The 255-nt window shown below is 49.8% G+C and carries 1 rRNA gene; it reads left to right on the top strand.

Going from position 1 to position 255, the window contains the following annotated elements:
- Nucleotides 1-78: 78 nt before the first annotated feature.
- A 23S ribosomal RNA gene (locus GCL60_RS17235) occupies nt 79-255 on the top strand; the annotation flags it as partial.

Here is a 255-nt window from a genome sequence, read left to right as displayed (position 1 = left end):
AAACACGAGTGAAAGCTTGTGAGAGGCAAAGGAATTTATTTCATACTTGAGAGTGGAAACAAGGCGAATGATGCCTTTGTGGAAGCGATTAAGGGCGTACGGAGGATGCCTAGGTATCGAGAAGCGACGAAGGACGTGTCAGGCTGCGAAAAGTATCGGCGAGCCGCCAAGAAGGCTTTGACCCGGTAATGTCCGAATGGGGGAACCCAGTCCGCAAGGATTACCATGAACTGAATAAATAGCGGAGGATGGGTA

It is taken from the genome of Silvanigrella paludirubra (assembly GCF_009208775.1).
Lineage (GTDB): Bacteria > Bdellovibrionota_B > Oligoflexia > Silvanigrellales > Silvanigrellaceae > Silvanigrella > Silvanigrella paludirubra.
Note: the sequence above shows the minus strand (reverse complement) of the source record. Positions and strands in the feature narration are given on the sequence as shown.